The organism is Vibrio sp. 070316B, assembly GCF_013114115.1.
Taxonomy (GTDB): domain Bacteria; phylum Pseudomonadota; class Gammaproteobacteria; order Enterobacterales; family Vibrionaceae; genus Vibrio; species Vibrio chagasii_B.
Genome location: NZ_VTYC01000013.1, coordinates 70,658 through 97,611, shown reverse-complemented (window position 1 = coordinate 97,611; position 26,954 = coordinate 70,658). Strand labels below are relative to the sequence as shown.

The 26,954-nt window shown below is 44.5% G+C and carries 29 protein-coding genes; 15 read left to right on the top strand and 14 right to left on the bottom strand.

All coding sequences use genetic code 11. From position 1 onward, the window contains the following. Positions 1–314: 314 nt before the first annotated feature. Complete coding sequence (gene glyA, locus F0251_RS12110; protein WP_004738553.1) at positions 315–1,565, top strand: serine hydroxymethyltransferase; 1,251 nt, start codon at positions 315–317, stop codon at positions 1,563–1,565. Between the two features lie 477 nt (positions 1,566–2,042). Here the strand turns inward: glyA and F0251_RS12105 are convergent, their stop codons facing one another. The 6 genes from F0251_RS12105 to tsaA all read right to left on the bottom strand — a co-directional run bounded on the left by F0251_RS12105 (position 2,043) and on the right by tsaA (position 6,566). After that, on the bottom strand, positions 2,043–2,369 hold the full coding sequence (locus F0251_RS12105; protein WP_008222921.1) for a hypothetical protein: 327 nt from the start codon (positions 2,367–2,369) through the stop codon (positions 2,043–2,045). Between the two features lie 229 nt (positions 2,370–2,598). After that, positions 2,599–2,790, bottom strand: coding sequence for a DUF4250 domain-containing protein (locus F0251_RS12100; protein ID WP_008222922.1), 192 nt, complete (start codon positions 2,788–2,790; stop codon positions 2,599–2,601). A 2-nt stretch (positions 2,791–2,792) separates the two neighbouring features. Further along, positions 2,793–2,996 carry a YaeP family protein gene (locus F0251_RS12095; protein WP_004738556.1) on the bottom strand — a complete coding sequence of 68 codons (204 nt, stop codon included), beginning with the start codon at positions 2,994–2,996 and terminating at the stop codon, positions 2,793–2,795. A 168-nt stretch (positions 2,997–3,164) separates the two neighbouring features. Further along, positions 3,165–3,848, bottom strand: a complete 684-nt coding sequence (locus tag F0251_RS12090; protein ID WP_171731048.1) for a tellurite resistance TerB family protein — start codon at positions 3,846–3,848, stop codon at positions 3,165–3,167. Positions 3,849–4,050: 202 nt separating this feature from the next. Further along, positions 4,051–5,769, bottom strand: coding sequence for a proline--tRNA ligase (locus F0251_RS12085; protein WP_004738559.1), 1,719 nt, complete (start codon positions 5,767–5,769; stop codon positions 4,051–4,053). A gap of 101 nt (positions 5,770–5,870) precedes the next feature. Further along, the gene (gene tsaA, locus F0251_RS12080) at positions 5,871–6,566 is read right to left on the bottom strand and encodes a tRNA (N6-threonylcarbamoyladenosine(37)-N6)-methyltransferase TrmO (protein WP_171731047.1); all 696 of its coding nucleotides are present in this window, start codon (positions 6,564–6,566) and stop codon (positions 5,871–5,873) included. A 124-nt stretch (positions 6,567–6,690) separates the two neighbouring features. Here tsaA and F0251_RS12075 point away from each other — a divergent pair, with 124 nt between their 5' ends. From F0251_RS12075 to F0251_RS12065, 3 genes are all read left to right on the top strand, one after another. Beyond that, entirely contained in the window at positions 6,691–6,951 is a 261-nt protein-coding gene (locus F0251_RS12075; protein WP_008222928.1) for a type B 50S ribosomal protein L31, read from the top strand. Next, positions 6,952–7,077, top strand: coding sequence for a type B 50S ribosomal protein L36 (gene ykgO / locus F0251_RS12070; RefSeq protein ID WP_005380299.1), 126 nt, complete (start codon positions 6,952–6,954; stop codon positions 7,075–7,077). A 388-nt stretch (positions 7,078–7,465) separates the two neighbouring features. Continuing rightward, positions 7,466–9,052: an AbgT family transporter gene (locus F0251_RS12065; RefSeq protein WP_061032596.1), complete on the top strand. Its 1,587-nt coding sequence runs from the start codon at positions 7,466–7,468 to the stop codon at positions 9,050–9,052. Between the two features lie 75 nt (positions 9,053–9,127). On the opposite strand, the gene F0251_RS12060 is transcribed toward F0251_RS12065, so the two are convergent. From F0251_RS12060 to F0251_RS12050, 3 genes are all read right to left on the bottom strand, one after another. Further along, the gene (locus F0251_RS12060; protein ID WP_171731046.1) at positions 9,128–9,853 is read right to left on the bottom strand and encodes a MipA/OmpV family protein; all 726 of its coding nucleotides are present in this window, start codon (positions 9,851–9,853) and stop codon (positions 9,128–9,130) included. A gap of 118 nt (positions 9,854–9,971) precedes the next feature. Beyond that, positions 9,972–10,415 (bottom strand): YaiI/YqxD family protein, encoded by a 444-nt coding sequence (locus F0251_RS12055; protein WP_008222931.1) that lies wholly within the window; start codon positions 10,413–10,415, stop codon positions 9,972–9,974. Between the two features lie 38 nt (positions 10,416–10,453). Then, complete coding sequence (locus F0251_RS12050; protein WP_061032598.1) at positions 10,454–10,741, bottom strand: hypothetical protein; 288 nt, start codon at positions 10,739–10,741, stop codon at positions 10,454–10,456. Positions 10,742–11,490: 749 nt separating this feature from the next. Here F0251_RS12050 and F0251_RS12045 point away from each other — a divergent pair. Further along, on the top strand, positions 11,491–12,009 hold the full coding sequence (locus F0251_RS12045; RefSeq protein ID WP_004738571.1) for a GNAT family N-acetyltransferase: 519 nt from the start codon (positions 11,491–11,493) through the stop codon (positions 12,007–12,009). Here the strand turns inward: F0251_RS12045 and F0251_RS12040 are convergent. After that, complete coding sequence (locus F0251_RS12040; RefSeq protein WP_032498839.1) at positions 11,975–12,283, bottom strand: DUF3301 domain-containing protein; 309 nt, start codon at positions 12,281–12,283, stop codon at positions 11,975–11,977. The genes F0251_RS12045 and F0251_RS12040 overlap by 35 nt on opposite strands. Before the next feature lie 88 nt (positions 12,284–12,371). After that, entirely contained in the window at positions 12,372–13,412 is a 1,041-nt protein-coding gene (locus F0251_RS12035; RefSeq protein WP_171731045.1) for a DUF3549 family protein, read from the bottom strand. An 86-nt stretch (positions 13,413–13,498) separates the two neighbouring features. Here F0251_RS12035 and F0251_RS12030 point away from each other — a divergent pair, with 86 nt between their 5' ends. After that, a complete protein-coding gene (locus tag F0251_RS12030) occupies positions 13,499–13,813 on the top strand; it encodes a YqcC family protein (RefSeq protein ID WP_105057493.1) in 315 nt (104 codons plus the stop codon). Next, a complete protein-coding gene (gene truC / locus F0251_RS12025) occupies positions 13,813–14,562 on the top strand; it encodes a tRNA pseudouridine(65) synthase TruC (RefSeq protein WP_171731044.1) in 750 nt (249 codons plus the stop codon). The genes F0251_RS12030 and truC overlap by 1 nt, the downstream gene beginning before the upstream one ends. A 103-nt stretch (positions 14,563–14,665) precedes the next feature. On the opposite strand, the gene F0251_RS12020 is transcribed toward truC, so the two are convergent. The 3 genes from F0251_RS12020 to map all read right to left on the bottom strand — a co-directional run bounded on the left by F0251_RS12020 (position 14,666) and on the right by map (position 18,871). Beyond that, complete coding sequence (locus tag F0251_RS12020; protein ID WP_004738577.1) at positions 14,666–15,049, bottom strand: DUF3461 family protein; 384 nt, start codon at positions 15,047–15,049, stop codon at positions 14,666–14,668. Between the two features lie 182 nt (positions 15,050–15,231). Next, entirely contained in the window at positions 15,232–17,853 is a 2,622-nt protein-coding gene (glnD, locus tag F0251_RS12015) for a bifunctional uridylyltransferase/uridylyl-removing protein GlnD (protein WP_171731043.1), read from the bottom strand. A gap of 139 nt (positions 17,854–17,992) precedes the next feature. Further along, the gene (gene map, locus F0251_RS12010; RefSeq protein ID WP_008224626.1) at positions 17,993–18,871 is read right to left on the bottom strand and encodes a type I methionyl aminopeptidase; all 879 of its coding nucleotides are present in this window, start codon (positions 18,869–18,871) and stop codon (positions 17,993–17,995) included. A 458-nt stretch (positions 18,872–19,329) separates the two neighbouring features. On the opposite strand from map, the gene rpsB reads away from it, so the two are divergent. The 8 genes from rpsB (at position 19,330) to rseP (ending at position 26,921) form a co-directional block, all read left to right on the top strand. Continuing rightward, positions 19,330–20,061: a 30S ribosomal protein S2 gene (rpsB, locus tag F0251_RS12005; RefSeq protein ID WP_032546326.1), complete on the top strand. Its 732-nt coding sequence runs from the start codon at positions 19,330–19,332 to the stop codon at positions 20,059–20,061. Between the two features lie 141 nt (positions 20,062–20,202). Next, positions 20,203–21,048 (top strand): translation elongation factor Ts, encoded by an 846-nt coding sequence (gene tsf, locus F0251_RS12000; protein ID WP_017063361.1) that lies wholly within the window; start codon positions 20,203–20,205, stop codon positions 21,046–21,048. 161 nt (positions 21,049–21,209) lie between these two features. Then, positions 21,210–21,941 (top strand): UMP kinase, encoded by a 732-nt coding sequence (gene pyrH, locus F0251_RS11995; RefSeq protein ID WP_004738586.1) that lies wholly within the window; start codon positions 21,210–21,212, stop codon positions 21,939–21,941. A 98-nt stretch (positions 21,942–22,039) separates the two neighbouring features. Then, positions 22,040–22,597: a ribosome recycling factor gene (gene frr, locus F0251_RS11990; protein WP_004738588.1), complete on the top strand. Its 558-nt coding sequence runs from the start codon at positions 22,040–22,042 to the stop codon at positions 22,595–22,597. Positions 22,598–22,695: 98 nt separating this feature from the next. Then, positions 22,696–23,448: an isoprenyl transferase gene (locus tag F0251_RS11985; RefSeq protein WP_004738590.1), complete on the top strand. Its 753-nt coding sequence runs from the start codon at positions 22,696–22,698 to the stop codon at positions 23,446–23,448. Between the two features lie 16 nt (positions 23,449–23,464). Next, positions 23,465–24,307, top strand: coding sequence for a phosphatidate cytidylyltransferase (locus tag F0251_RS11980; protein WP_171731042.1), 843 nt, complete (start codon positions 23,465–23,467; stop codon positions 24,305–24,307). A gap of 50 nt (positions 24,308–24,357) precedes the next feature. Beyond that, positions 24,358–25,566 carry a 1-deoxy-D-xylulose-5-phosphate reductoisomerase gene (gene ispC / locus F0251_RS11975; RefSeq protein WP_061032605.1) on the top strand — a complete coding sequence of 403 codons (1,209 nt, stop codon included), beginning with the start codon at positions 24,358–24,360 and terminating at the stop codon, positions 25,564–25,566. Beyond that, positions 25,563–26,921 carry a sigma E protease regulator RseP gene (gene rseP / locus F0251_RS11970; RefSeq protein WP_102423120.1) on the top strand — a complete coding sequence of 453 codons (1,359 nt, stop codon included), beginning with the start codon at positions 25,563–25,565 and terminating at the stop codon, positions 26,919–26,921. The genes ispC and rseP overlap by 4 nt, the downstream gene beginning before the upstream one ends. Positions 26,922–26,954: the final 33 nt, after the last annotated feature.

Here is a 26,954-nt window from a genome sequence, read left to right as displayed (position 1 = left end):
CATAGTAGAGAAAAACTTAAGCTTTCGGTAGCTAGAGGGGCAAAATTAAGGTAAACCTATGTAATCTGCGTTTTACAGGGTGTAAATCGTAAAATTGACAGTAAGGAACATCTTTGGTTGGATAAGCCCAATAACCATGATGAATCTTATTTGTGATTATGAAAAAACTGCATGATAAAATTGCAATTAGCTCTTTATGACCTAGATCAAATTATGTAGAATGCGTCACATCAAAACGGTGACGGAAACGTTTGCTTTCGGTCGTTGTGTGGTTTTTTTGAAACTTTCAGTACAATCTGAGTCAGGAGATACAGATGCTTAAGCGTGACATGAACATTGCTGATTACGATGCGGATCTATTCGCAGCTATCCAAGAAGAAACTCTTCGTCAGGAAGAGCACATCGAACTTATCGCTTCAGAAAACTACACAAGCCCACGTGTAATGGAAGCTCAAGGTTCTCAGCTAACAAACAAATACGCTGAAGGCTACCCAGGCAAGCGTTACTACGGTGGTTGTGAGTACGTAGACAAAGTTGAAACTCTAGCAATTGAACGTGCATGTGAGCTGTTTGGTGCCGAGTACGCGAACGTACAGCCTCACTCAGGTTCTCAAGCAAACAACGCTGTATACATGGCGCTACTGAACGCAGGCGACACAGTTCTAGGTATGAGCCTAGCGCACGGTGGTCACCTAACTCACGGTTCTCCAGTAAACTTCTCTGGTAAGCTTTACAACATCATCCCTTACGGCATCGACGAAGCAGGCCAAATCGATTACGAAGAGATGGAAAAGCTGGCTATCGAGAACAAACCTAAGATGATCATCGGTGGTTTCTCTGCTTACTCTCAAATTTGTGATTGGAAGCGCATGCGTGAAATCGCTGACAAAGTAGGTGCTTACCTATTCGTCGATATGGCTCACGTAGCGGGTCTAATCGCGGCAGGTGTTTACCCGAACCCAGTTCCACACGCGCACGTTGTTACAACAACAACGCACAAAACGCTAGCAGGCCCACGTGGCGGTCTAATCCTTTCTAACGAAGGCGAAGACCTTTACAAGAAGCTGAACTCAGCAGTATTCCCAGGCGGCCAAGGTGGTCCTCTAATGCACGTTATCGCTGGTAAAGCAGTAGCGTTCAAAGAAGCTCTAGAGCCAGAGTTCAAAGAATACCAAGCACGCGTAGTTGCTAACGCAAAAGCAATGGTTGCTGAATTCCTTGAGCGTGGTTACAACATCGTTTCAGGTTCTACAGAGAACCACCTGTTCCTAGTTGACCTAATCAACAAAGACATCACAGGTAAAGAAGCAGACGCAGCACTAGGTGCAGCAAACATCACAGTAAACAAGAACTCAGTACCAAACGACCCTCGCAGCCCGTTTGTAACGTCAGGTATCCGTATCGGTTCTCCTTCTATCACTCGTCGCGGTTTCTCAGAAGCAGACGCGAAAGAGCTAGCAGGTTGGATCTGTGACATCCTAGATAACATGGGTGATGAGTCTGTTATCGAAGCGACTAAAGCAAAAGTGCTAGAGATCTGTAAGCGTCTACCAGTTTACGCTTAATTTTTTCTTCGTAGTAATTTGAACTTGGTTGTCGAGCATGCTCACTTACATTCGTAAGCTCCGCGTGCTGTCCTAGAATTTCAAACAACTACTTTGAAAAACACTTTTAAAGGGACTCATAGAGTCCCTTTTTTATTGGTATAGAAATGCTTAGAGCGCGAACGAATTTCTGTGTCGCACATACTCATTTGCTAGCGCAAACTCCGTGTGAGCTCCTTGAACTTCGCTCATCTACTTTGAAAAATGCTTTTAAAGGTCCTTCTGGGGCCTTTTTGTTTTAGGGAAGGGGGCTGAAAACTCTATGTCTTTTCTTTTCCTTGAACTAAAGCTATTTGATTGAAAAATGATGATTTTAAAGGCTCCTGTTGGGAGCCTTTTTTGTATCTGATGGTCAGCTGATGAGAATCAAGAGAAGCGGGTATTAAAAAGGGCTAATGCTTTCACATTAACCCTTTGTATTTGTTGTTTGTGTTGGTTCTACTTTTTGATGCTAAGTAGGGTGCCTGATTTACACTTGAACGAGTAGTAATGACGGCTTTCATTAAACTTACCTAAGCCTTCGCCATCGCAGTAGTCGATGTTGATGTCACGCATTACTTCTAGTGTATCTTCGCTGTTCAAAGCGAATTTAGAGCCATCAGAACAGACGATACGTACTCTTTCATCGTGGCTTACAGAGTAAATATCGACTTCGGTATTACACAGCTCAAAAGAGGCTTCACGAAAATTGTCTTGCTGAGTATTTGAAGCGCAACCTGCAGTAAGCGTTGCAGCGAACACTGCCAAAAGTCCGAGTCTTTTCATTGTTAATCCTTCGCTATCATCAAGTTGGTTGATGAGTTTTTATATGCTATTTGAGGTAGCCTATACAACTACACGCTACGATTCAAGGCGCGTTCTTAGAGTCTAAGATATAAAAAGGGAGTAAGGAGGAGATAATTTATATTCTGCAGGATGTTTTGATTGAAATGCTACACCTATAAAAAAGACCAACATTGAGTTGGCCTTTGTCTATAAAGCTGAGTTTACATCATTATCTAAACTGTTTTGCTTCTGGCAGGTATTCAAAACCAGCAGATTCGAGCTTAGCGATTAAGGCTGCTTTGTCGATTTCGTAGAAGTTAACCACTCGGTCCAAGTCTCCGCCGAAATCGTCACGTAGCTTCATGTTGACGATGCTCATCAACATAACAGGATCCATCTTTTCAAAATTAGCGAGGTTCATAATTAGTCCTCGAAATCTGAAATGAGTAGGTTAGCAGCTGCAAATGCCGCACGTTCGCGAGCTTCTTTAGGAAGAGATTCATCTGCTGCAAGGTCGTTTAATGTTTTTACTGCGCAGGTGATCGCTTGAGGGATGTAGCCTTGGTCGCCACTACCAATTTGAGAGTACAGTTCACGTACCAAATCACAACAATCGTATACTTTCATTTTTATACCTAACCAAATGATAACTGCTCTCAATATACACATAGAGATAAGCAAAAACAAAGCGGATCTGACGAAGATCAGAGTTAGTTTGTTCTTGCTCAATATCTCATTTTATTGCGCTTCAGTTTGTCACTTTATTAGGTGACCAGTTAACCAATGATTGGTCGACTAGCCCGCGACTTGCTGCTCCAGCTGGAATTTCACTTCATCTGCAAGGTTGAGTTGCTTCGCTAATTCTTTCAAGTAAGCCTTTTCCATGAAGTTCTGCTCGTCAGCCACGATCAAAGAGGCTAAGTAGATCTCACTGGCTTGTTGCGGTGAGCTTGCGAGTTGAGCAATTTCGCTCGGATCGAGCGGTTTGTGCAACTCTTCAGACACTAACTTAGTCAGCTGATAATCTGCGCCCATGTTTTCGACGGCTTGTTCAATTTTAGCCATCTCTTGCTCATCGACATGACCGTCCGCTTTAGAAGCCGCAATCATAGATCTTAGAATAAGTAGATTATGACAAGCATCTTGCTCATCAAAGGTGGCTTGTGGAGATGAGTCTGGTGTGCCTTGTTTGGCTTGGTAATCGTTATATACCTTGTATGCCAATGCACCAAGCGCAGCTGCTCCACCAATACCCACGGCCTTCTTGCCAATCTTCTTGGTTTTCTTTGAGCCCATGAGAGCTCCTAGCAACCCGCCACCAACTGCTCCTGCACCTAATGCACCAAGTGTACTTTTGCTGCTGCCTTTACTGCCTTGTGCAAGACCGCTTAGGCCAGATGAGCTTTGTGAGAGTTTCTGAGTGCCTTGTTTAACAAGGTCTGACTTAAGTGCTTGGTTAAGTAGGCTTTTAAGATCCATCGATACCTCCAATGGTAAACGCGTCTAATGAGTTGATGAATCCAATATACGTATTTAAAGATGAACCGGGGATTAACTTACGTTATTTACTTTATCGAGAAATGAGAGAGTGAGTGAAGGTGAAGAGGGGAAATAAAAAAGGCCGCCAGATGGCAGCCTTCTATTATTTGCTTTGCAAGATCACTTACTTTGCTGAGTTTGCTTATTTAGCAAATTGAGAAGTAACGTGTTCAACGATTGAATCGATAGCAACAGCTTCTTTAGTACCAGCACGACGGTTCTTGTACTCGAAGTTACCTTCTTTCATTGAGCGGTCGCCGATCACGATAGTGTGAGGGATACCAATTAGCTCGATGTCAGAGAACATTACGCCTGGACGCTCTTTACGGTCATCGAATAGTACTTCGATACCCATAGCTGTTAGTTCAGCATATAGCTTCTCAGCCGCTTCTTTAACTTCTTCAGACTTGTGCATGTTCATAGGAACGATAGCAACTTGGAAAGGTGCTAGTGCATCCGGCCAGATGATGCCGTATTTGTCATGGTTCTGCTCGATTGCAGAAGCAACAACACGTGATACACCGATACCGTAACAACCCATCTCAAGGATAACGTTCTTACCGTCAGGACCAAGCACGCCACAGTTCATCGCTTGTGAATAAACGTTACCTAGTTGGAAGATATGACCAACTTCGATACCACGTTTAAGCTGAAGTGTACCTTTACCACATGGGCTTAGGTCGCCTTCGATTACGTTACGTAGGTCTTCTACTTGAGCAAGCTCAACGTCACGACCCCAGTTGATACCGAAGTAGTGCTTACCATCTACGTTTGCACCAGCGCCAAAGTCGCTCATTACAGCAACAGAGCGGTCAACGATGAATGGTAGCTCTAGGCCTACAGGACCAAGTGAACCTGGACCAGCGCCAACGAGTGCACGAATTTCTTCTTCAGAAGCCATCTCTAGTGGAGAAGCAACTTGTGGAAGGTTTTCCGCTTTCACTTCGTTCAGTTCGTGGTCGCCACGGATGATTAGAGCAATGATGTCGGCATCTACTTCATCAGAAGCTTTAACGAATAGAGTCTTAACTGTTTTCTCGATTGCTAGACCGTGTTGCTCTACCAATTCTGCGATAGTTTTCGCGTTTGGTGTATCAACCAGTTCCATCTCTTGAGTTGGTGCAGCAGCTTCTTCAGTTGGAGCAAGTGCTTCAGCTTTCTCGATGTTTGCTGCGTAATCAGATTCTGTAGAGAATGCGATTAGGTCTTCGCCGCTTTCAGCGAGTACGTGGAACTCTTGAGAACCACTACCACCGATAGCGCCTGAGTCTGCTAGTACTGGACGATACTCAAGACCCATGCGGTCGAATGCATTACAGTAAGCATCGTGCATCGCTTGGTAAGACTTTTCTAGGCCTTCTTTGTCGATGTCGAAGCTGTACGCATCCATCATCGAGAATTCACGAGCACGCATCACGCCGAAACGTGGACGACGCTCATCACGGAATTTCGTTTGAATCTGGTATAGGTTTAGCGGCAGTTGTTTGTACGAGTTAACTTCGTTACGAACTAGGCTCGTGATTACTTCTTCAGCTGTTGGGCTAAGAACAAACGGACGAGAATGGCGGTCAGTAAAGCGCAGTAGTTCTGGGCCCATTTTTTCGCTACGACCAGTCTCTTCCCATAGCTCAAACGGCTGCACTACGGGCATTAAAGTCTCAACTGCACCTGCATTATCGATCTCTTGGCGAACGATGTTTTCGACTTTACGCAGTACACGCAGACCGGTAGGTAGCCAAGTGTATAAACCTGAAGCTAGCTTACGGATCATACCTGCACGTAGCATCAGCTGGTGGCTGATAACTTCTGCGTCGTTTGGAGTCTCTTTCAGAGTAGAAAGAAGATAGTTACTGGTACGCATTCTATGGTATCCGTTTCATCATTAATAAAAGTAAATTCACTGCAGCAATTGGCGGCAGCAAATCCGATATAGCCGCATATAATATCAGCCTATTTGGGATCTCAAAAGCGTTCAATGTCAGTTACATTGATGAAAAACGCCTCAACAACGAATTTCACGTTAAGATCGAACAAATTTACCGCATATTCCTTGTTGTCTGGCTTGCCCTTCTTGTAGGCAGGACGAGGATCTTGGCCTAATACCTCTTTGATCACCTGAATAATATGCCGCGCTTGCGGATGCTGTGCCAGCTTGCTTTGTGCTTGTTGGGAAAAGTTAACCTCTAACACCTCTGGCTCTTCGGCGGCAAACCCTCCCAGTGCATCCGGAATGGAATCGGAGTAAGGGATGTAAGGCTTGATGTCGATAATTGGTGTCCCGTCGACTAAATCGACACTGCCAAGGTCTAGCCAAGTTTGCCCCTTTTCTTGAGATACACCTTTTAACTCCACCGCTGACATGCCAATTCCGTTGGGTCTGAATGTGGCACGAGATGCAAAAACTCCAATGCGTTCATTACCACCCAGTCGAGGCGGCCTCACCGTCGGCTTCCAGCCCGCTTCAAGGTTTTTGTCGAATAGAAATAAGAGCCACACATGGCTGAATTGTTCGATGTTGCGAACCGACTCTAGGCAGTTTGCCGCGTCAACAAGCTTTACTTTAGAGGTTGATGTTGGCACCAACCTAGGCTGCCTTGGTACCGCGAACTTCTCTTTATAGGGAGATTCTATAAAGCCAATAGGCTCAATGGAGTACATAGGTAGAAGGTCTCTAATTACGATTTATGGTCGGAAAATATCATAAAACGACTTGTTTTTCTTTTGATAATAATTATCATTTGCAATGTTATAACGTATCAAATAATAATTTAGGGGAAAACAGATGAAACCAAATATCCATCCTGATTACCGCACTGTGGTTTTTCATGACACCAGTGTTGATGAATACTTCTTGATAGGTTCAACCTTGAAAACGGACCGTACGATCGAATGGGAAGATGGCAATACTTACCCTTACTTCACTATCGAAGTGTCTTCAAAGTCTCATCCTTTCTATACCGGAAAACAGAGAGTGCTACATAAAGAAGGTCGTGTGGCGAACTTTACTCGCCGCTTTGGTCAATTGGGTAAGGGAGCTAAATAGATGAAGGTTGTGAAATCACTAAAAAGCGCAAAGAGCCGTCACCCAGATTGTCAAATCGTAAAGCGCAGAGGGCGCCTTTATGTGATCTGCAAAACCAACCCGAGGTTCAAAGCGGTTCAAAAATAAACAGTCAATGTGTTGTGACATACCTGTAAAAAACGAGGGGAAAGTCAAACTTTATTCATTTAACGGTTTCTCTTTTCCTTCATATGCAAGTTGATTAAATACCGAGTGATTGTTTATCGTACGATGAACTTTATTTTTAAACTAATCAAGAGGTTATATCGTAAGTTATATTAATAGTGAATGTATGATTGTGAACTATAAAGCTAGTTTTTGTGTTTATTGTGGTTTTATTTGCTAATTAATTGTTCAAATAGAGTTAAATATCATCGTTTGTTACACATTTTGTAACATTTTGAATTTCTAATTGATAATTTTGTCGCGTACCCTTCGCCTGCAATTTGAACATTTTTGTCACAATTGCATAGGAATCACTACAAGGAGGGAACTGATGAGTTCATCAGCTTCAATAAAAAACAACTCGCCAAAGAAACCTATTTTTACCCGTTTTCTCGATGGTGTTGAGTATTTGGGGAATCTATTACCCCACCCGATCACTCTTTTCGCAATCTTCTGTGTCGCAATCTTAGTGACTTCTGGTATCGCAGGGTACTTTGAAGTGTCTGTTATGGACCCTCGTCCAGAAGGTGCTCCTGGTCGTGCTGCTGACGGCATGATCCACGTTGTAAGCTTACTTAATGCTGAAGGCTTACAACTTATCGTAACTAATTTGGTTAAAAACTTTGTTGGCTTTGCGCCATTAGGTACTGTGCTAGTTGCAATGCTAGGTGTAGCGATTGCTGAGCACTCAGGTCTACTATCTGCTGCGATGCGTGGCATGGTAATGGGCGCATCTAAGCGCATGGTTACTGTAACTGTGGTATTTGCAGGTATCATTTCTAACACGGCTTCTGAGCTAGGTTACGTGGTACTGATTCCACTTGCGGCAATGCTTTTCCACTCTTTAGGTCGTCACCCTCTTGCTGGTCTAGCGGCAGCATTCGCGGGTGTATCTGGTGGTTATTCTGCAAACCTTCTAATCGGTACGGTTGACCCACTGCTTTCTGGTATTACAGAAACAGCTGCACAAATGATCGACCCGACTTACAGCGTTGGTCCTGAATCAAACTGGTACTTCATGTTTGTTTCTACTTTCTTCATCGCAATTACGGGTGCATTCGTAACGGAGAAGATTGTTGAACCAAAACTGGGTAAATACAACGACGAAGAAGCGTCTGAAGATTTATCAAACGATACAATGGGCAAGCTAACAGATGTGGAGAAGAAAGGTCTTAAGCTAGCTGGTATCGCAGTTCTAGCAGTATCAGCTCTTCTTGCTTGGACAATTGTTCCTGAAGACGGTGTTCTGCGTTCTGCAGCTGGTACGGTTTCTGGTTCTCCATTCCTGAAAAGTATTGTAGCGTTCATCTTCGTATTCTTCGCAGTTCCTGGTTTCGTTTACGGTAAAGTTACCGGCACAATGAAAACTGACCGCGACGTTATCGATGCAATGTCTAAGTCTATGTCTTCTATGGGCATGTACATCGTACTTGTATTCTTCGCTGCTCAGTTTGTTGCTTTCTTCAAGTGGACTAACTTCGGTCAAGTATTCGCAGTAGCGGGCGCAAGCTTCCTACAAGACATCGGCCTAACAGGTCCAATGTTGTTCTTCGCATTTATCCTAATGTGTGGCTTCATTAACCTGATGATCGGTTCTGCTTCTGCTCAGTGGGCAGTAACAGCACCTATCTTTGTTCCAATGCTGATGCTTGTTGGTTACGCACCAGAAACGATTCAAGCGGCTTACCGTATCGGTGACTCAACAACGAACATCATTACGCCAATGATGAGCTACTTCGGTCTTATCCTTGCTGTAGCGACTCGTTACATGAAGAACCTAGGTATCGGTACTCTGATTGCGACTATGCTTCCATACTCAATCGTATTCTTGGTGGGTTGGAGCTTAATGTTCTACGTGTGGGTATTCGTATTTGGTCTACCAGTTGGCCCAGGTGCAGCAACGTACTACACGCCATAGAATCTAATCATTGTTTTATGATTACACCGAAAGCCTGCACATTGTGCGGGCTTTTTCTTTATTGGAAGATAGCGGTTACAAGCCCGCAAAACGGTAGGTTAACCCAACCTCCAGCGACCACCCTACATCCCTTTGGATGAGAGGGCTGTTCGAGTCGTGATGAGTCAATTCCATTTTGCTAATAGCAATCCATCGTGGTGTAAATTCATAGAGCCCAATGAGCCCAGCTTGATAAACAAAGGTAGCGCCTGCATCGAACTGATTTAGCCCTGAAGCAGAAGACTCGCGGTTAGCAATGCTGTAGAGGTGATTAGAGAGTTTTTTGTCACGATAATCGACTTCGAGGTAGGGGGTAAAGGTTAACGGCTGTGTCCACGTTTCCAATGTTCTGCCTAAGTGGAGCTGAACTTCGTAGCCGTTATGCTCTGAGGTTACGTCATGTAAGTAGGTGAGCCTAGCGCCTACGGTCCCCAGTGTTATCCCGAGCTCGCCATTGCCATCTCTGTTTTGAATGCCATTGGGCAGGTCAACGAAGGTGTCTGACACTTCAGCGAAACGCCAGTTTCCAGATAGCCCGACAAAAGGTAGCAGTTGCCAGTTTGCTAAACTGCCATCAATAAAGCCTTTAGGACCAGAATAGAAGAGGTTGGATGTCGCACCAAGTTGAGGGGCACTCTTGGTAGAAAAAACACTCTCACCGTAGGTGAGGCTACCGCCAACGATGCCATATTCTTGATTGGCGAAGGACAGTTGAGTGCTTCCTAAAGTGACGGACAACGCCAAAGCGATACGACGAACCATAATCAATACTCCGTTATTGTAATAAATATCAAGAACGGAGTCGGTCGATTAAAATTTCACAGTGCTTACTGTTATTCAAAAGAGGCTCTTTCGGAGCTCTTTGAGGTAAAAGGAAGGATTAACGCTTCGCTAATAGTCGATCAAGGTGGTTGGCGAATTCACGACGGTCGGTTTGAGAAAGCGTGCTTGGGCCACCAGTCTGGATGCCACTTGAGCGCATGGTTTCCATAAAGTCACGAATGTTGAGGCGCGCTTTGATGGTCTCTTTAGTATACAGCTCCCCACGAGAGCTCAGAGCTAATGCGCCTTTAGTGATCACTTCGTCAGCCAGAGGAATGTCTGAAGTAATCACGAGATCGCCTTTCTCTGTGCGTTTTACTATTTCATTGTCGGCGATATCGAATCCGCTTGGCACTTGAATAGAGTGAATGTTGTTTCGCTTCGGTACAGGGACAACGTGATTCGCGATGAAGGTGCATTCAACACCGGTTCGCTCAGCTGCGCGTACGATGGTTTCTCGGATAACCTTAGGACAAGCGTCCGCATCAACCCATATCTTCATAGTGTTCTATTTCTCTGTTAGCTTATTTAACTGTCGATCTATTTATTTGTTAACTGAGCTTCTAGCGTGGCGACGCGAGCTGTAAGTTCCAGGATTTGTTTTTCTAGTTGACCAATGCGATCAAGTTCTGGCTCTTGTTGTGTTGCCACTTCGACTTTAGGAACACGGTTCGCGTTTTTCCAGCTTTTAATGGTCGTGATTAAGGCAGGCATGGGAACTGATGTACTCATACGAGCTTTTACTAGCGCAACGGTTGGCTCTTTGCCTTGTGCTTGCAGTCCTTCAAGCACGGATTTCAACTCTTCAGAAACATCTTTTGTCAGCATGTTGACCTCCATTTTTAGTCTTTGGTTATTTTACTCGCTCCGGTGACTGATAGCGAATCATAAAACATCCTATAGCGTGTGAGAGATCTCTTACAAACGCTGTGAGATAACGCGAATACTTCTCTAGAGAGATTGATGTGCATATGGTTAAGTTTTTGAATTTTAATTGTTTTATATAATTAACAACTTGGTTGAATTCAAAATGTGATGCAAATCTATTGTCCGAAATCCTAAATCGCGTAAATTAAACCTTGTCGGAAGGATTCTGACACGGAACAGGAAAGCACCAAGGAATTGGTTATCTTCAGGACGAAGATTTGGTTACTTAGGATTGAGTGATCAAGCATGGAGCGCAAGGACATTGTAGGGACACAGTCAGTTAACAGGAAGTTAGCTGCAACGGAATGACAATGGACACCTTTAGGATAAAGGGTTGGATTAGCATCAGGATGATGTAAAGGACACCGCTCACGGAACAAGTGATGTGCGCTAACTAGGATTGTTAGCTTTCAGGATGATTGGACACCGCTAGGACGGCGAAGTAAAGGAAAGAGCTGAAGGATTACAGCCACTATTATGGATGATGCATGGAGCATTAATTAGTAGCCGGACTGCTGCGAGTAAGACCCTAGCCCTGACACTTCGGTGTCGGGGCTTTTCTTTATCTGGACATTTCACCCATCTAGAGGCTCTTTATTTAGGAGCAATACATCTGCTTTTCTGCTAACGGTCAACACAAGGAGTGTTTTATGACGATAGCAACCTCAAGAACGCTGTTAGTACCTTATACCGAACAGCTACAGCATGACTTCATTAAGCTCAATTGCTGCCCGATTAATCGAGCAGAGATGAATGGGCCGCATTCTATCGCTTCTGCGAAGCAACTATTTCAAGAGATACTGCAAGACAACGTCGGCTTTTGCCGTGCAATTATCCATAACCAAACCCGTGAATATCTTGGGCATGTTTTTATCTCATCAGAAGAAGGTAAGCACGAGTTGGGCTTTATCTTGGATAAAGAATACTGGAATCAAGGTTTTGCGAGTGAGGTACTGAAACCTTTCTTTAATTTGGTGTGCTTTGAAGAGCGTTTAACCAATGTTTTCGCGACCGTTAATGTCGGTCATAATCCATCGATCAAGCTTTTAGAAAAACTCGGCTTTGTATTTAAAGAGACCAAACAAGATCAGTTTGGCCCCTATCATGAATATCGATACACCGCTTATTGCGACGTTACATTCTATGAGGCTGTAGCTCAAACCGCATAGAACGGAAACCTACCATGGTTAGTTTCCCTTTGTAACAGTCATCCCCTAACGCTGAAAACTCAAATTGGTAAATGGTGTGCCAGCGCCAAATGGTCGTGAGTTCATGGCGCATCTTCAGTTTATGACCACTAAAAGCAACACTTAACAGCTGCAAGTCGAGCTCTTTACACTTTCTCGCAATGGCAGCTTTCGCAAGCTCAGATTGCCTGCGCTGCTGCCAAAACAGAAAGCAAAAGAAGCACAGAAACAAAATAGCCAATAAGTTATCTATCATTTAATCCATACTTCCTTTTACTTTTTCTTCCTATTTAACCTTAGCTATAAGCTGCTTTGTTGAGGCTTATCAGCTAGTTGCTAAAGTATTACTGAGATTTAGTTGCTTGCTGTAACTCGATCAGTGCATTCGCCAATTCTGGCGATGGGTTTGAGTTCAATAGAGGTAAAAATACCATTCTCAGAGCTGGAATCATCACCAGATCAGCAAATAGCTGGTTGAATAGGTTTTGATTGCCCGTTTGTGCGAGGCGCAGCAATAATTGTTCAGCAATTGCTGGATCTTGCAGAGCGTGCCAGCTTCGGCCTGCTAAACCAATCAATACTTCTTGGTGACTTAAACGTGGGCTCGCCAGAACTTGGTTAATCACAGCATTGGTGATGCTTGGCTCTGCACCCGATAGGGCACGCACTAGCGCAGACAATAAGAACAGGTCTGGTTCATCGCTGTTGATCTCGTTCTCTGCCATCTCTTGTAAACGTTGGGCTAGCTTGTCATTAATTTGCGTGTGCTCAAGCGCGCCTAATGTTGCGTAAAGCGGCTCAGAAGGAAGTTTCTTGAAGGCTTTACGAATCGCGACACCGTTTTGTTGGCTGCCGAGACGGGCACACATATCAGTGATGCCTTGAAGGCCAACAGTCTGCCAATTGTCCCAACCTAACTCGCCGGTGAAGTAGTGCTGAGCATGTTCATAGTATTGGCTAGTAGCAAGGTCTAACTCTGCTCTTACTTGGCTATGGAATACCGCCATTTTGTCTTCAGAAGGCTTGAAGGTGTATGGGTTGTTTGACAGCTTCTCTTGTTGCTCTTCGCTGATCTCACCACTTAAACGCGTGCCCATTGCTTCTAAGACGAACTTCAAAAAGTTACCTACATCGGCTTGGTTAAGTAGGCCTCTTTCATCCAACTTGAATTTTAAGAACCAAATCCATGGTTGCTTCTGTTCATTCCAGTAGCTGATCGCTAAGTGAGCTTGTTTCTGAAGTGGAAATGGGTATGGCTGTTTCCCTTGCTCAACATCTGAGAATAAGGTGTTGTCTATTTTTTGGATACGACGACCGAGATCGTAGATATCATATTGGCAACCGCTATTCTTCAATAACTGAGTGAGCGTGTGAATGGTTTCCATAGTAATAAGCTCCTAACTTTCTTTCCTCAATAGATGGTACTCTATGCCCCAATTTCAAGGTCACTAGATAAATAACTTGGTGAAAAATGACTGCTGCCACAAAGTTACCTCCATTACTTCAACAATTAGAACAACAAATGCGCCAATGCTCTCTGTGGAGTAGTGTTGCACCGTCGGATGAAGCTCTGGCGAGCGTTGAACCTTTTGCTATCGATTCACTGCAACCCGAAGAGTGGTTACAGTGGATCTTTATCGTAAAGATCAATGCGATGATTGATGCGCAAATGCCTTTACCTAAAGGGTTTGCTATTCATCCGTATTTCGGTGAAGTGTGGAAAAATGAGGCGGACAAAGCTGAGCTGCTAGTGACGATTCAAAGCATTGATGAGGTATGTGCTTAATGTTAGAGATCATTTATCAAGATGAGTACTTTGTCGCGGTAAATAAGCCCGCGGGCATGTTGGTTCACCGCTCATGGCTAGATAAACATGAGACTCAATTTGTGATGCAGACTTTGCGTGACCAAATTGGCCAGCACGTATTCCCTCTGCATCGCTTAGACCGCCCAACGTCTGGTGTATTGGTATTTGCACTCTCAAGTGAAGTTGCTTCTGAGGTGATGCCGATGTTTGCTAACCATGAAATGCAAAAGACTTATCATGCAATTGTTCGTGGCTGGATTGAAGAGGGCGACACGCTTGATTACGCGCTTAAGGTCGAGCTAGATAAGATTGCGGATAAGTTTGCAAAAGAAGACAAGGAAGCACAAGAGGCTGTGACCGCATATGAGCCATTAGCCAAAGTGGAAGTACCTTACTCTACCGGGCGTTTTCCAACTAGCCGTTATTGCTTAGTTGAGATGCTGCCAAAGACGGGCCGTAAACATCAACTGCGCCGCCATATGGCCCACCTAAGACACCCTATTGTTGGTGATACTTCTCATGGTGATGGTAAGCATAACCGCCTGTTCCGTGAAAACTTGGATTCACACCGTTTGTTACTGCACGCTTCAGAGTTGCGCTTTATTCACCCTTTCACTAAAAAAGAATTAGTGATGAAGGCAAGCCTCGATGAAACTTGGCTACAGTTATTTGAAGCCTTTGAATGGGATACAAATTTAGTCGATACGCAAGCACGGTCGTCTAAATAAAAGTTCGATAAAACAAAGGGCTGATAGTGATATCAGCCCTTTTAGTGTCTGTATAATCTGAGCCGGTCAACCAACGATAGTCATTAGTTGTCTTGTCTCGGGATCATTTTAGTTTTTCTAGATCCGCTTCGATCTCAGCGATCTTGCTGGACACAACCTTCTCTAAATGACGTAAGTCGGTCAGGATCTTCTGTTTTACATCCATCTCAGTGGTTGGCGTAGGTTTGGTGATCTTATTAAGCTCATCAATCACAAGCGTGAGGTTGCGGTTAATCTCAGTCACTTCTTTGTATTGATTATTGCCACCGCTAACAAGCACACTTTTTACTTGTCGTGGGTACTTAAACTTAACGCTTTTCGCGAACAACTCGCCTTTCTGCTTACGAAAATAAATCTTCAGGATATCTTTGTGTGCTTCTTGGCGAAGGGAGTAACGTTCAATCTGTTTAGGTTCGTGGATACCTAAGCCAGTGAGGTTTGGATACATAAGCGACCTCTAGTTTATGAATGTAATACTTTTATGTAATTGACTTAATCAATGTAGCAGCCTAACGACGAGCTAGATAGTTGATATCTGGGAATTGATTGTAAGTTGTGGGCAAGATCGCTCTCTATCTTTGCCCACACTTATTTGGTTATTAAACCAGCGAGTTGTACTTCATTTGTGTTCTAAGGCGCAAGCTCCGAAACATGCTCGGTTAGCCTCTCTCTGAGGGCTTGTTCTTGCTCTTCAGAAAGTCGCCCACCTGTGTCACTGGTCAGAATAAACAAATCCTCTGCACGTTCGCCGATGGTGGTAATTTTGGCACCATGGAGATTAATGCCTAACTCCGCGAAGGTTGCACCAACTTGAGCCAGCAGCCCCGGTGTATCGAGCGCTCTTAGCTCCATTAAGGTGCGTTTTTTACTCTTGGTTGGTAGGAACTCAACCAGAGTCTTGACCTTAAAGTGCTGTAAGTTGCGTGGTGTGCGACGTGTCTTAATCTTCGTTGGACGACCATCAGCCAAAACATGGGTCAGATGCTTTGCTACGGCCTTGTGTCTCGCTTCGTCAATCGCATTACCATGCTGATCCAGTACGATAAAGGTATCCAGAACATGGCCATCTTTGCTCGCCATAACCTGAGCGTCATGAACGTTGAAGTTACGCCTGTCGAGCTCGGCAACCACGGTAGCAAACAGTGCCGCTTGGTCTTTACAGTAAACGAACACCTCAGTACCACCACGTGTCGCTTTCTTACTGATCAATACTAACGGTTGGCTTGGGTCTTCTAGGCGAAGTAAGTGCTCACAGTGCCAAGCGATTTGTTTATGTGTGTGACGTAAGAAGTAATCGGCTTTAAAGCGTTGCCACAACACTTCAATCTCACGAGCGGTGAAGCCTTCTTTACGCAGCAGCGCGGATGCCATTTGTTGGTTGTGACGAATACGGTCTCGAACGTCGACCGGGTTCTCTAAGCCGCGACGAAGTGCACGCTGCGTGGAGTGGAATAACTCTGCGAGCAGGGTGCGTTTCCAACTGTTCCATAGCTCGGGATTGGTTGCACAGATGTCGGCGACGGTTAGGCAAACCAGCAGCTCGAGTGATTCTTCGTCACGTACCTTTTTGGCGAATTCAGTTATTACATCTGGGTCGTAGATATCACGACGTTGAGCGGTAACAGACATCAACAAGTGGTTTTGTACTAGCCACGCTACTTGCTTGGCTTCGGGCTTTGATAGGCCATGCTCAATACAGAAAGAGTACGCTTCGACCGCCCCAATCTCTGAGTGGTCACCGCCACGGCCTTTACCGATATCGTGGAAGATTGCCGCTAGGATCAACAGCTCTTTCTTTTGCACTCGTGGGTAGACTTCACAACAGATAGGGTGCTTGTCGTGGTTTTCAATTTGACTAAAGCGGTTGATGTGTTTGAGCAGTCGAATGCTGTGCTCATCCACGGTATAAACATGGAACAGGTCGAATTGCATCTGGCCGACGATCTGGCTCCACTGCGGTAGATACGCTGAGAGCACGCCCAATTTGTGCATCAAGCTAAACGCTTTGTGCAATGCATTGGGGTGGCGAACCAGAGTCATAAACTTCTCACGCGCTTCTGGGATAGTATGCAGGAAGCGGTTAAGCCTGCGACGTGCCGTACGCAGTTGTCGTAATGTTGGAGGGCTAACGCCTTCGATGGATGAGTCATTGGCGATATGGATAAACATATCGAGAATGGTTTCCGGCCTCGCCTGGAATAGGGCAGGCTTGCGCGCTTCTATCAATGAGCCTCGGCGTTGGAAGTCATTATCGAGAATTTCAGCTTCTTCTGTCTCACCACCATTAATGATTGCTTGGTCGAATAGCTTGAGCAGCATCTTGTTGAGCTCTGCTACGCGGCGAAGGGTTCGATAAAACTCCTTCATCATCATCTCGACGCCACGGTTACCTTCGCCTGTGTAGCCAAGGTGTTCAGCGACTTGTGCTTGATGGGCAAACGTCAGGCGATTGTCGTAGCGACGCAGCTCAATATGCAGTGCGAAGCGAACGCGCCACAAGAAGTCTTGGCATTCCACAAGCTCACGATACTCAGCATCAGTAAGGAAGCCGTACTTGCTCATTTCAAGTAAAGAGGTTGCACCGAAGTGGCGGCGTGCAACCCAGCTCAGAGTATGGATGTCTCTGAGCCCGCCTGGCGTCGATTTGATGTCGGGTTCAAGGTTGTAAGTGGTATCGTGATAGCGCGCATGACGCTCTCTCTGTTCTTGAATCTTTGCCTTGTAGAAGGTCTCACTAGGCCAAAATGAATCGGAATGAATCTTCAGCTTTAGTTCTTGAAAGGTATCTTCACTGCCACACAGTAAGCGTGATTCTTGAAGGTTGGTTGCGACGGTCAGATCATCGATACCAATATCAATACATTCTGCAATGGTACGCACAGCGTGGCCAACTTCGAGCCTTAAATCCCACAGTAAGGTAATGAACTGACTGACTTTTTCACCGAGGGCTGGTGGTAGTGTTTTTTGAGATACGATTAAGATATCAATGTCCGAAAGCGGGTGTAATTCACCACGACCATAGCCACCCACAGCAACCAACGAGATATGAGGCAGGTTACTAAAACCAAAGTGCTCCCATAATCGTCTGAGCAACAAGTCCATGTATTCAGAGCGGAGCAATACCAAGTCCGTGACAGGATGATGGTTTAGAAATTCATTTTTTTGGTACTGCGTGAAGATCTCGAGCTGATTTTTTAATTCGCAGATTTCAATTTGTTCGTCATTGAACGTAAGAGGGCATTGATAAGGCATAGTCTGCTATCCGTGCAAGCAAATGAGAATATTAAACAATCTACCAGAAGCTGGTGGAAAATCGAAATTGAGCGGATAAAAAAATATCCTCGACAATGCGAGGATATTTTTAAAGGTTTGATGCGTTTAGCTCAGTGAACTAAGCGTTTTTCATAATACGTGGAATAGTATCATCGCTACGCAGTGTTAGAACTTCACAACCTGTATCAGTTACGACCAGTGTGTGCTCCCATTGAGCCGAGTTCTTGCTGTCTGCTGTGTACACTGTCCAACTATCTTGATCATCAAGACGGCAGCCAAACTTGCCTGCGTTGATCATTGGCTCGATAGTGAAACACATACCCGCTTTCAGTACTGTGCGATCGTTGTTTTTGTAGTGTACGACTTGTGGATCTTCGTGGAACTCAGAACCGATACCGTGGCCACAGTAATCTTTAACAATAGAGAACTTCGCACGTGGGTTGTTCTTGTTGTTTGTTTTGATGTACTTCTCGATAGCGGTACCGATTTGGCCAAGTTGAACGCCTGGCTTAACTTGGCGCATACCTTCGTAAAGTGCTTCTTGAGCAACCATACATAGACGCTTGTTTGCTGGTGAAACTTCACCCACAAGGAACATCTTAGACGTGTCACCGTGGTAGCCTTGAGGACGAGTGCTTAGATCTGCATTTTCGTCGTCAGGGATGATCACCGTGATATCTACGTTAAGGATGTCGCCATCTTTAAGTACAGCAGGCTTAAATTGACCTGTGCTACCAGTTTCGTCTTGTGATGCCGGAATACCGTGACACACGATGTGGTTGATAGACGTACAGATAGACTTAGGGAAACCGTGGTAATCAAGTGGTGCTGAGTATGCGCCTCTTTCTAGAGCGTAGTCATGACAGATTTGGTTTAGCTCTTCTGTCGTCGTACCTACTTGGATGTGAGGTTCGATCATCTCTAGAATTTCAGCAGCCAGTTTGCCGGCGACGCGCATTTTTTCAATTTCTTCAGCAGTTTTAATTTTTACAGCCATTGCATATCTCTTAATTTGGTAGCACCTAAGTGTGCATATTGGGGCTATTCTATCAGTGCAGCAATTTAGCGCAACATTACCATGTCCGTACAATACTGGAGGATACTGTTAGCGTGATTAAATAATGTTCGGCTAACAGATGCAGAAGCCGCTTGATATAGACACTATTTTATAGAGGAAATTTACCTTTAGAGATCAGTATAGCAGTCGCCATTTTTCGATTTTTTTCTAGCCATAGATAGACAAAATATGGTATAAAGCGCGCCGGACATCAGGACTGTTTTCTCCAACTGGCGAAACAGGCTTTGGTATCCACTAACTTATATCTTTAAATCACACACATTCCGTCACATGTTCCGGGGTGCTTCAACAACACAGATAACGGCTGAAAAGTGGTTAGTTGTTAGGGGTCGGATTCATGGGGGATGTGGAGGCCTAACCCCATAGAGGATTTTAAAATGGCAACTGTATCAATGCGCGATATGCTTAAAGCTGGTGTTCACTTCGGTCACCAAACTCGTTACTGGAACCCAAAAATGAAGCCATTCATCTTTGGTGCTCGTAACAAAGTACATATCATCAACCTAGAAAAAACTGTACCAATGTTCAACGAAGCTCTAGCAGAAATCGCTAAAGTTGGTGAGAAGAAAGGTAAAGTTCTTTTCGTTGGTACTAAGCGCGCTGCATCTGAAGCTGTTAAAGAAGCTGCTGTAAACAGCAACCAGTTCTACGTTAACAACCGCTGGTTAGGCGGTATGCTAACGAACTACAAAACTGTTCGTCAGTCTATCAAGCGTCTGAAAGAACTTGAAGCGCAAGCTCAAGACGGTACTTTCGACAAGCTAACTAAGAAAGAAGCTCTAATGCGCACTCGTGAAATGGAGAAGCTAGAGAAGTCTCTTGGTGGTATCAAGAACATGGGCGGCCTACCAGACGCTCTATTCGTAATCGATGCTGATCACGAACACATCGCAGTTAAAGAAGCAAACAACCTAGGTATCCCAGTTTACGCTGTAGTTGATACTAACTCTAACCCAGACGGCGTTGACTTCGTTATCCCAGGTAACGACGATGCAATCCGTGCAGTACAGCTTTACCTAAACGCTGCTGCAGACGCGGTTAAAGAAGGTCGTAACAAAGACGTTGCTGCTGTAGCTGCTGAAAAAGATGGTTTTGTAGAAGCTGAATAATAGCGGCTCTGAATCACGCTTGGCTTAGCTAATATAGATTTTGAAATCTTTATTAAATGTAAGCTAAGTTATAGTTAGATCGGGGGCCTCATTTTGGCCCCTGATTTTTACCTTATTTTCGAATCAACCGAGGAATAGAGAATGGCAACTGTAACTGCTGCTCTAGTTAAAGAACTTCGCGAGCGCACTGGCGCTGGCATGATGGAATGTAAGAAAGCGCTTGTAGAAGCAAACGCTGACATCGAACTAGCAATTGAAAACATGCGTAAATCTGGCGCAGCGAAAGCAGCTAAGAAAGCTGGTAACGTTGCTGCTGAAGGCGCAATCATCATCAAAGAAGAGAACGGTGTAGCTGTTCTTCTTGAAGTTAACTGCCAAACTGACTTCGTAGCAAAAGATGCTAGCTTCACTGCGTTTGCAGAAGAAGTTGCAGCTGCAGCAGTAGCTTCTAAAGCTTCTGTAGAAGAGCTACAAGCACAGTTCGAAGAAACTCGCGTTGCTCTAGTTGCTAAAATCGGCGAAAACATCAACATCCGTCGCGTAGCTTACGTTGAAGGTGCTGCACTAGCTTCTTACCGTCACGGTGAGAAAATCGGTGTTGTTGTAGCTGGTGAAGGCGAAGCTGAAACTCTTAAGCACGTTGCTATGCACGTTGCTGCTTCTCGTCCTGAGTTTGTTAACCCAGAAGACGTACCAGCAGACGTAGTTGCTAAAGAGAAAGAAGTTCAAGTTGAAATCGCTATGAACGAAGGCAAGCCTCAAGAGATCGCTGAGAAAATGGTTATCGGCCGTATGAAGAAATTCACGGGCGAAATCTCTCTAACAGGTCAAGCTTTCATCATGGAACCTAAGAAAACTGTTGGCGAAATCCTTAAAGAAAAAGGCGCTGCAGTATCTAACTTCGTACGTCTAGAAGTTGGTGAAGGTATCGAGAAAGCTGCTGAAATGAGCTTCGCTGACGAAGTTGCAGCGGTACAAAAAGGTTAATCCTTAGCGTATTGTTTGAAAAAAGACCGTGGCAAATGCTGCGGTCTTTTTATGAATAGTGAACTATTTTTGAAGGCAACGTTAGTGGTTATGAATGCAAACTGACTTACTCAGTTTTTATCCATGACTGTTAATCATCAACTCTTTGGAAGGTAAACTCCATGACTACGAACCCTAAACCAGCGTATCAACGTATTCTGTTAAAACTTAGCGGTGAAGCGCTACAAGGCGAAGAAGGTTTTGGTATTGACCCAACGATCCTTGATCGTATGGCTCAAGAAGTAAAAGAATTGGTTGAACTAGGCGTTCAAGTTGGTGTTGTTATCGGTGGCGGTAACTTGTTCCGTGGTGCTGGTCTTGCTGAAGCTGGCATGAACCGCGTTGTTGGTGACCACATGGGTATGCTTGCAACAGTAATGAACGGCCTTGCTATGCGTGACGCGCTGCACCGTGCTTACGTAAACGCACGTGTAATGTCTGCAATTCCTCTAAAAGGTGTGTGTGACGATTACAACTGGGCAGATGCAATCAGCCAACTACGTCAAGGTCGCGTTGTGATCTTCTCTGCTGGTACTGGTAACCCATTCTTCACTACTGACTCTGCTGCATGTCTACGTGGTATCGAAATCGAAGCTGACGTAGTTCTAAAAGCGACAAAAGTAGATGGTGTATTTACTGCTGACCCAGTAGCAAACCCAGACGCAGAGCTGTATGATACTTTGTCTTACAACACAGTTCTTGAGAAAGAGCTTAAAGTAATGGACTTGGCTGCATTTACGCTAGCACGTGATCACAAAATGCCAATCCGTGTATTTAACATGAATAAGCCAGGCGCACTACGTCGCGTGGTTATGGGTGAAACTGAAGGTACATTAATCAGCGACGCTGACTAATTTTTCGGGCTTACTGGGGGCTATACTCTGGTAAGCTTTATCCTTATCACTCCAAATAAAAAGCTTTCTTGAAGAAAGAACATAATCAAGGTGAAATTGTGATTAACGAAATCAAAAAAGACGCTCAAGAGCGCATGGAAAAAAGTGTTGATGCACTAAGAAACAGCCTGCAAAAGATTCGTACAGGTCGTGCACACCCAAGCCTACTTTCTGGCCTTACAGTAGAGTACTACGGTGCACCAACGCCTTTGACTCAAGTTGCTAACGTTATTGCTGAAGACGCACGTACTCTAGCAATCACAGTGTTTGATAAAACGCTAACGCCTCTAGTTGAAAAAGCGATCATGACATCTGACCTAGGTCTAAACCCTATGTCTGCGGGTACGGTTATCCGTGTTCCACTTCCACCGCTAACAGAAGAGCGTCGTAAAGACCTAGTTAAAATCGTTCGTGGCGAAGCTGAAGGTGGCCGTGTTGCTATCCGTAACATCCGTCGTGACGCGAATGGCGATCTAAAAGCACTTCTTAAAGATAAAGAAATCTCTGAAGATGAAGATCGTAAAGCACAAGACGAAATTCAAAAGCTAACTGACGCTGCGGTTAAGAACGTAGACGAAGTTCTAGCAACTAAAGAAAAAGAGTTGATGGAAGTTTAATTTTCCATATTCTTTTCTTTCCGGAAAAACGCTGTACTCACTGTTCAGCGTTTTTTTATGCTACTCTGTTCGACTATTAGAATTTGATTCACTCTTTTATGCATAATTCTCAAGCGTTCACAGACTCTCTTCCTAAACACATTGCTGTCATTATGGACGGTAATGGTCGCTGGGCAAAAGCTCAGGGCAAGCCTCGCGTCTTTGGTCATAAAAACGGTGTTCAAGCCGTTCGCAAAACCATCTCTTCTGCTGCCAGACTCGGCATCAAAGCCGTTACACTTTTCGCATTCAGTAGTGAGAACTGGCGCCGACCAGAGGAAGAAGTGGGTATTTTGATGGAACTCTTTATCTCCGTGCTTTCAAGTGAAGTGAAAAAGCTCCATAAAAATAATCTACAACTTCGTGTTATTGGTGATAAAAGTCGTTTTAATGATCGACTACAAAAGAAAATCGAAGAAGCGGAAGCTTTGACTAGTACTAATACCGGTATGGTTATCAATATCGCTGCAAACTACGGTGGTAAGTGGGATATTCAGCAAGCGATGACTTCTATCGCTCAACAGGTAAAGTCTGGCGATATTAATGTAGAAGACATTGATGAAGCTATGATTACACAGCACCTGACGATGGCGGATATTCCAGAAGTTGATCTACTGATCCGTACCAGTGGTGAATGCCGCATTAGTAACTTCATGCTTTGGCAGTTGGCTTACGCCGAAATGTACTTTACTGAACAATTCTGGCCAGACTTTAATGAAGACAGCTTAGTAGAAGCTGTGACTTGGTTTGTAAACCGTGAGCGCCGTTTTGGCTGCACCGGTGAGCAGATTAAAGCTCTGATGGACAGTTAATAAGGATTTTTTTGGTTTGAAACAACGAATTATTACGGCGTTGATTTTAGCTCCCCTAGTTATTCTAGGAGTTTTCGAGTTATCACTTCCTACGTTTATCCTTTCATTAGCGGTTATCTCGCTATTGGGTTACTGGGAGTGGACTCAATTTGTTGAAAGCAAATCGCGTTATTTAGCGTTGATTCCAACGGTTGTGGTAAGTGCTGCAAGTTTTGCTTTTATCCCTTTTGATGCATTTAGCCTAAATAACTTATCGAGTGCTCACTACGCCATTTTAACGATAGGTTCTATTTGGTGGGTGATCGCAAGTGGTATGGCAGTGACTTATCCGAAGTCTATGCCTGTATGGAAAGACTCATCGTTTCTTCGTCATGGTTTTGGTGTGCTAACTTTATTGCCATTCTTTTGGAGTGTGGTGATTTTGCGCGCTAACGGTATTGACGTGGATCCTTACCATGGCGCAAAACTCGTGATGTTTGTGTGTCTACTGGTGTGGGCTGCAGACAGTGGCGCTTACTTTGCTGGTAAGAGCTTCGGTAAGCGTAAAATGGCTCCGGCCGTTAGCCCGAACAAGACAATTGAAGGCCTGATTGGCGGTATCATCACCGCGGTGATTGTGGCTTGGATTTTTGCTGACTTGTTCAATATCCAATTCTCAAGCCCTCTACACATGATTGTGATTACGCTTGTGACCGTTGTTATCTCTGTTCTTGGTGACCTTGTTGAAAGCATGTTCAAGCGTGTTTCAGGGGTTAAAGACAGCAGTAATCTGATTCCTGGTCATGGTGGTATACTAGATAGAATCGATAGCTTAACGGCTGCATTCCCTGTCTTTGCTCTGCTTTACTTAGCATTCTAATTAAAAGGGCAGTGAATCTGCCCTTTATTACATTTCTACGGTCATATGTGATGCGAAATCTAACTATCCTAGGCGCAACTGGCTCAATTGGTGCAAGTACACTAAAAGTCGTTGAGCAAAACCCAGACCTTTATTCAGTCGTTGCGCTGGCTGCTGGCTCGAATGTTGAAAAGATGCTGGCGTTAGTAGAAAAGTGGCAACCAAGCTATGTTGCTATGGCTTGTCCTGATGCTGCATCTCAGCTTGCTGACACCTTATCTATCAATCACCCTAACGTCCAAGTACTCTCAGGCTCAGAAGGCATGTGCAAGGTTGCTTCTTTGGATGAAGTGGATACGGTGATGGCTGCGATTGTTGGTGCGGCAGGCCTGCTTCCTACTATGTCAGCAGTCAAAGCGGGCAAGCGTATTCTCCTAGCAAATAAAGAAGCCTTGGTGATGTCTGGACAGCTGTTTATCGATGCAGTGGAAAAGTACGGTGCTGAACTTCTTCCTGTAGATAGTGAACACAATGCTATCTTCCAATGCTTGCCGCAAAACGTCCAAACCAATCTAGGTCGCTGTGATTTAGAAGCCAATGGTATAAACCATATCCTACTAACGGGCTCTGGTGGTCCTTTCCGTTATACCGATGTTGCTGAGCTGGAATCAGTGACTCCCGAACGCGCTATTGCACACCCTAACTGGTCTATGGGGCCTAAGATCTCTGTCGACTCTGCGACTATGATGAATAAAGGTCTTGAGTACATTGAGGCGAAGTGGTTATTTAATGCGTCTCAAGAGCAGCTAAAGGTCATTATCCACCCTCAGTCTGTGATCCACTCTATGGTTCAGTACAAGGATGGTTCAGTACTTGCTCAAATGGGGGAACCGGATATGGCGACACCTATTGCATTGACGATGTCGTACCCTGAGCGTACTGAAGCGGGTGTTAAGCCGTTGGATTTTACCAAAGTCGGTGAGCTGACTTTCTTAGAGCCTGACTTTAACCGTTACCCATGTTTGAAATTAGCCATTGAAGCGTGTTACTTAGGTCAGCATGCAACGACAGCGATTAACGCAGCAAACGAAATTGCGGTCGACGCTTTCTTGAACAATCAGGTTAAATTTACCGATATTGCTGTCATTAACGAACATGTTATGAGCAAAGTATGTGAACAACATAACTCTGAAGGCTTAGATAGCTTGGAAAGCCTCCTTGAGCTAGATAATATGTCTCGTCAAATAGCCATTCAATTTATTAAAGAGCAGCTAGCATGAGTGGAATTCTGTGGAACTTCGCATCTTTTATCATAGCGCTTGGCATTCTGGTCGCGGTTCATGAGTTTGGACACTTCTGGGTTGCTCGTCGTTGCGGTGTAAAAGTTGAAAAATTCTCGATTGGTTTTGGTAAATCAATCTGGAGCAAAGTTGGCCGCGATGGTACGGAATACAGCTTGTCCGTGATTCCACTGGGCGGTTACGTAAAAATGCTCGACGGTCGTGTCGATGACCTATCAGAAGATGAGCAGCAGTACGCGTTTGATAAAAAGCCATTGTGGAAACGAACCGCGATTGTTGGCGCTGGACCAGCGTTTAACTTCATCTTTGCTGTGTTTGCATATTGGTTAGTATTTTTGATCGGTGTGCCTGCGGTTAAGCCCGTGATTGGTGAGGTAACTCCACAATCTATTGCTGCACAAGCCGGAATTGAAACTGGAATGGAACTTAAATCTATTTCGGGAATCAAAACCGCAGATTGGGAATCAGTCAATATGGGTTTGATATCGCATATTGGTGACCAATCGATGACAGTAACGGTGTCTTCGCAAGACGATATCGGCTTTGAGCAGCAATTGACGTTGGATATTTCAGACTGGTCGTTCAACCCAGAAACTGAATCTGCAATGACAACGCTTGGCTTTAGACCATATTCTCCAGAGATCTCGACAGTACTAGCTCAAGTGATTGACGATGGTGCTGCTTACTCTGCTGGTCTAGAAGCGGGCGACCAAATTGTTGAAATTAATGGTCAACCCATTGAGCAGTGGCAATCAGTGGTTGAGTTAATTCGCTCGAACCCAATGACACCATTAGATGTTGTCGTATCAAGAAACGGCAGTGAGCAATCACTCGTTATGACACCGAAAAGCCGCGAGCTTTCTGATGGTTCAACAATCGGCTATGCGGGTATTGCTCCGGAAGTCGCAGAATGGCCAGAAGATTATCGCTTTGAGTTACAATTTGGTGTAATTGAGTCTGTAGGAAAAGCATTTGATAAAACAGGTCAAATCATTGGTCTGACGCTTACTATGCTGAAGAAGCTCATCGTTGGTGATGTTGGCTTAAACAACTTAAGTGGCCCGATTTCGATTGCTAAAGGCGCAGGCACAACCGCCGATTACGGTTTGGTTTATTTCCTAGGCTTTTTAGCTCTGATTAGTGTTAACTTAGGTATTATTAATTTGGTTCCGCTGCCTATGCTTGATGGCGGACATTTGCTCTTTTTCGCTATTGAGGCCGTTACTCGTAAACCAGTCCCTGAGAAAGTTCAGGAGATGGGTTATAGAGTGGGAGGGGCGATCCTCTTCTCTTTAATGGCTCTGGCAATATTTAACGATTTTACTCGTCTGTGAATGGTTTCTCACAGGCATTGGTAGTAGCAAGGA

Excerpts from the sequence above, each read along its gene's own strand:
- glyA (WP_004738553.1), top strand. The coding sequence starts at position 315 with ATGCTTAAGCGTGACATGAACATTGCTGATTACGATGCGGATCTATTC.
- F0251_RS12105 (WP_008222921.1), bottom strand. The coding sequence starts at position 2,369 with ATGAAAAGACTCGGACTTTTGGCAGTGTTCGCTGCAACGCTTACTGCA.
- F0251_RS12100 (WP_008222922.1), bottom strand. The coding sequence starts at position 2,790 with ATGAACCTCGCTAATTTTGAAAAGATGGATCCTGTTATGTTGATGAGC.
- F0251_RS12095 (WP_004738556.1), bottom strand. The coding sequence starts at position 2,996 with ATGAAAGTATACGATTGTTGTGATTTGGTACGTGAACTGTACTCTCAA.
- F0251_RS12090 (WP_171731048.1), bottom strand. The coding sequence starts at position 3,848 with ATGGATCTTAAAAGCCTACTTAACCAAGCACTTAAGTCAGACCTTGTT.
- F0251_RS12085 (WP_004738559.1), bottom strand. The coding sequence starts at position 5,769 with ATGCGTACCAGTAACTATCTTCTTTCTACTCTGAAAGAGACTCCAAAC.
- tsaA (WP_171731047.1), bottom strand. The coding sequence starts at position 6,566 with ATGTACTCCATTGAGCCTATTGGCTTTATAGAATCTCCCTATAAAGAG.
- F0251_RS12075 (WP_008222928.1), top strand. The coding sequence starts at position 6,691 with ATGAAACCAAATATCCATCCTGATTACCGCACTGTGGTTTTTCATGAC.
- ykgO (WP_005380299.1), top strand. The coding sequence starts at position 6,952 with ATGAAGGTTGTGAAATCACTAAAAAGCGCAAAGAGCCGTCACCCAGAT.
- F0251_RS12065 (WP_061032596.1), top strand. The coding sequence starts at position 7,466 with ATGAGTTCATCAGCTTCAATAAAAAACAACTCGCCAAAGAAACCTATT.
- F0251_RS12060 (WP_171731046.1), bottom strand. The coding sequence starts at position 9,853 with ATGGTTCGTCGTATCGCTTTGGCGTTGTCCGTCACTTTAGGAAGCACT.
- F0251_RS12055 (WP_008222931.1), bottom strand. The coding sequence starts at position 10,415 with ATGAAGATATGGGTTGATGCGGACGCTTGTCCTAAGGTTATCCGAGAA.
- F0251_RS12050 (WP_061032598.1), bottom strand. The coding sequence starts at position 10,741 with ATGCTGACAAAAGATGTTTCTGAAGAGTTGAAATCCGTGCTTGAAGGA.
- F0251_RS12045 (WP_004738571.1), top strand. The coding sequence starts at position 11,491 with ATGACGATAGCAACCTCAAGAACGCTGTTAGTACCTTATACCGAACAG.
- F0251_RS12040 (WP_032498839.1), bottom strand. The coding sequence starts at position 12,283 with ATGATAGATAACTTATTGGCTATTTTGTTTCTGTGCTTCTTTTGCTTT.
- F0251_RS12035 (WP_171731045.1), bottom strand. The coding sequence starts at position 13,412 with ATGGAAACCATTCACACGCTCACTCAGTTATTGAAGAATAGCGGTTGC.
- F0251_RS12030 (WP_105057493.1), top strand. The coding sequence starts at position 13,499 with ATGACTGCTGCCACAAAGTTACCTCCATTACTTCAACAATTAGAACAA.
- truC (WP_171731044.1), top strand. The coding sequence starts at position 13,813 with ATGTTAGAGATCATTTATCAAGATGAGTACTTTGTCGCGGTAAATAAG.
- F0251_RS12020 (WP_004738577.1), bottom strand. The coding sequence starts at position 15,049 with ATGTATCCAAACCTCACTGGCTTAGGTATCCACGAACCTAAACAGATT.
- glnD (WP_171731043.1), bottom strand. The coding sequence starts at position 17,853 with ATGCCTTATCAATGCCCTCTTACGTTCAATGACGAACAAATTGAAATC.
- map (WP_008224626.1), bottom strand. The coding sequence starts at position 18,871 with ATGGCTGTAAAAATTAAAACTGCTGAAGAAATTGAAAAAATGCGCGTC.
- rpsB (WP_032546326.1), top strand. The coding sequence starts at position 19,330 with ATGGCAACTGTATCAATGCGCGATATGCTTAAAGCTGGTGTTCACTTC.
- tsf (WP_017063361.1), top strand. The coding sequence starts at position 20,203 with ATGGCAACTGTAACTGCTGCTCTAGTTAAAGAACTTCGCGAGCGCACT.
- pyrH (WP_004738586.1), top strand. The coding sequence starts at position 21,210 with ATGACTACGAACCCTAAACCAGCGTATCAACGTATTCTGTTAAAACTT.
- F0251_RS11985 (WP_004738590.1), top strand. The coding sequence starts at position 22,696 with ATGCATAATTCTCAAGCGTTCACAGACTCTCTTCCTAAACACATTGCT.
- ispC (WP_061032605.1), top strand. The coding sequence starts at position 24,358 with ATGCGAAATCTAACTATCCTAGGCGCAACTGGCTCAATTGGTGCAAGT.
- rseP (WP_102423120.1), top strand. The coding sequence starts at position 25,563 with ATGAGTGGAATTCTGTGGAACTTCGCATCTTTTATCATAGCGCTTGGC.